Here is a 2,761-nt window from a genome sequence, read left to right on the forward strand (position 1 = left end):
ATGGAGATTCCAAATTCACGGTACATGAATGCTCTTCAGGTAGAACTCGAACTCATGTTCGGGTATCATGCCGGGGACCGGGATGGAAAACCGGTAGTGGCAAAAATGAATGAACTTGAGGAGTGGGAACATAACTATGGCAATACCTTTGACAAGATGGTTGAGGTATTCAGGGATCCTGGTGAATATTAACCTGATAATGGGGTAACCAGAGAACTGCTTTTAAGGTGATTATCGGGCTGGAAACCCACAAACTTCCAGTACTTCTTCCTGTGTCACCTGATAATTCCATGAAGCCCGTGAGAAGAGATCAGAGAGGTAACAGATCGAAAGAGGAATGGGGAGGCCATAGATCTTGGCATAACTCACTGCAGGAATCTCATGCGATGAAAAGTTACGGATCGTTCCCCGGTCGATGACCACCCCGATTGACTGCAGTATCTTTGCGGTATGATTAAACGGATGATCCCAGGCAAGGGTCATACAAAGATCTGCGACAGGAGACCCAAACTTTGTATTCGGATAGAATGGTGCCCGGGCATAGCAGAGTTTTCCACATTCCTGACAATAATATCGGTGAACCCGGACACTGATAATGCGTTTCTCCCCGTTTTCTATGACGGTTGCAAACCGTTTCAGTCTGATATCATGAAATTTAACCGGCCCTTTGCAGTATTGGCACTTGGTAATCAGAGTGAACTCCATCATATCAATCCCGGTCAGTGCCGAGATGATGACACTCGATAGGATAGATGGGATTTTTATGACTTTCACGAAACTACCTGATTACCAGATCAATTGTCTGCCGATGAATATGAGCCATCCCATCCATTCATTCCATAGGTGAGTACAGGTACCTGAGGGTTTAATGCGGATAAATTCATATCAGGGGTCCAGCTGGCTGCAGATGCTCTCAAATATAACCGGTCCAAGAAGAGCAATACTTTCAGCCTGATACTGCTCTTTCATGATCCTGATAATCTTATCAGATCCGGTCTTTGTGGTCATGATGCCCACCCGTTCAGCTCTGACCACAAGTTCCTGTTCTTCCATCATGGCAAAATAGGGGAGTATATAGTAATGGGGGGCCTGCAGATATTCAGCAAGTTTCCGGGTTGTGGGAAACCGTATACTGATCCCCTCCTGGGTGAATGTCAGACTGATTGCATGCTCTTCAACAAGGAAGAGTTTCACTGCAGATGCAAAGAGGATCTCGATCGAAAGAGCTGCCATATCTGACAGATAGTATGATAATAACGCTATACATTAGTTCCGAATGATGCTAATCGATCCGGCCCCTGCTGATAACCCTTCTCAGAACCTGATGAGATCAATCCTGTCAGGCTGTCATGGTGAGAATATTGGCACTATCATCTGGACAGAGGGCTGGTTTTAAAAACCTTCTTTTGGTGGCGCTAACCATAATTCTATTTTATCAGGAAGCAGGAGTAACAGGTGGAAGAGGTTCTGATCTTCTTAAAGAATCAGATACATTGAGATTTCCATGTCTGTTTACATGTGCATCGATGATACCGATAGCCTGGATTCTATTGGGACCGGGCGGCTGGCACGATTGCTGGCTGAACAAATCGGACAGCAATATCAGGTAACCGCGGTCACCCGGCATCAGTTATTTGTCCATCCTGACATTCCCTATACTTCCCATAACAGTTGTGCGGTCATTCATCTCTGTGATATTGCCGAAGAAGCGTATCTGCCGCTCTTCAACAAAGCGAAAATCCTGATGCAGGAACATTTTATTGAAGGAAGTGATCCTGGAATAGCACTTGCGGGAAGTCATCAGATCACTCCGGGCATGATAGCATTTGGATTCGATGCAAAATGTACGGTCTTAACTCAGGATAGGGCCCGAAAAATTGCATCCCATGCAGGTATCCTGCTTGAGGGACTGGGAGGAACTGAAGGCGGGGTAATTGGTGCATTAGCAGGAATCGGCCTTGCTGCAAGTGGATCTGACGGGAGGTATATTCAGACCGGGACCATCCGCGAGAAACAGGGGGATCAGACGATTGCCGATATCCTGACGACCGGAATCGAACGGGTGATAACCCTTGATGGAAAAACTATCACCGAAGGTCTGGTGACCGTCCAGAAATTTCCTCAGCCCGTCCGCCTCCAGGGTAAACCCATCCTTCTGGTCGATGAACAGGAAGGCAGATTTGTAGTAGTTAAACGAAATTAAACCCTGTATTAACGGTGAACCAGAACCCTGATTTTTCGTTTCACTCCGGTTTTGGTAACGCAGATCGCTTCATTATGACTTTCACAGACCAAACTGACCACCAGGTCAATTGTCTAATGAAACATATTAAAATACTAACATTCATGAAACAAAAGGATGAACAGGTGACGTGTAAGGACACGAAAAAGGGTTAATGCTTTTTCTTATCTTCGTCTGGGACTGGTTCGAGGAAGACAAGTTCTGCACCGAGATCCTTTGCAATTATTTCGATCTCCATCTTTCTGAAGTGGGTAGCTTCAACCTGGAGTTGTCCACCGGTTACTGCTACAATGCGGTACTTTGGTTGTCGTACACCTTCTCCGACCTTCTGACGCTCTCGTGCATAAATTTTCATGGTTATCACCTCAAGATAATCAACTGATAAACAAACTGTTATACCAGGTGATATCTAATAATCTATCTATAGCCCTCTCAACTATTTAGATATTACTCAGGTGACCTATGCACAGACAACGACATGATATTCCCAACAAACTACAGGGAGAAACCTTGGTCAGA

At 45.3% G+C, this 2,761-nt stretch carries 4 protein-coding genes and 1 pseudogene; 2 read left to right on the top strand and 3 right to left on the bottom strand.

The annotated features are described in order from the left end of the window. Positions 1–192 (top strand): annotated as a pseudogene (locus LUQ50_RS05855) (formate dehydrogenase); the annotation flags it as partial. Between the two features lie 39 nt (positions 193–231). Here LUQ50_RS05855 and LUQ50_RS05860 read toward each other — a convergent pair. Both LUQ50_RS05860 and LUQ50_RS05865 read right to left on the bottom strand, forming a co-directional pair. Continuing rightward, positions 232–774, bottom strand: a complete 543-nt coding sequence (locus tag LUQ50_RS05860) for a hypothetical protein (protein WP_300037587.1) — start codon at positions 772–774, stop codon at positions 232–234. A gap of 111 nt (positions 775–885) precedes the next feature. Beyond that, positions 886–1,233, bottom strand: a complete 348-nt coding sequence (locus LUQ50_RS05865; RefSeq protein ID WP_300037589.1) for a hypothetical protein — start codon at positions 1,231–1,233, stop codon at positions 886–888. Positions 1,234–1,504: 271 nt separating this feature from the next. Between LUQ50_RS05865 and LUQ50_RS05870 the strand changes: the two genes are divergently transcribed. After that, complete coding sequence (locus LUQ50_RS05870) at positions 1,505–2,203, top strand: ABC transporter substrate-binding protein (RefSeq protein ID WP_300037591.1); 699 nt, start codon at positions 1,505–1,507, stop codon at positions 2,201–2,203. A 190-nt stretch (positions 2,204–2,393) separates the two neighbouring features. On the opposite strand, the gene LUQ50_RS05875 is transcribed toward LUQ50_RS05870, so the two are convergent. Beyond that, on the bottom strand, positions 2,394–2,597 hold the full coding sequence (locus LUQ50_RS05875) for a hypothetical protein (protein ID WP_300037595.1): 204 nt from the start codon (positions 2,595–2,597) through the stop codon (positions 2,394–2,396). Positions 2,598–2,761 lie beyond the last annotated feature (164 nt).

It is taken from the genome of Methanospirillum sp. (assembly GCF_028679455.1).
Lineage (GTDB): Archaea > Halobacteriota > Methanomicrobia > Methanomicrobiales > Methanospirillaceae > Methanospirillum.

Bases quoted from the DNA above. Each gene is read 5' to 3' on its own strand.
- LUQ50_RS05875 (WP_300037595.1), bottom strand. From the start codon at position 2,597: ATGAAAATTTATGCACGAGAGCGTCAGAAGGTCGGAGAAGGTGTACGA.
- LUQ50_RS05865 (WP_300037589.1), bottom strand. From the start codon at position 1,233: ATGGCAGCTCTTTCGATCGAGATCCTCTTTGCATCTGCAGTGAAACTC.
- LUQ50_RS05870 (WP_300037591.1), top strand. From the start codon at position 1,505: ATGTCTGTTTACATGTGCATCGATGATACCGATAGCCTGGATTCTATT.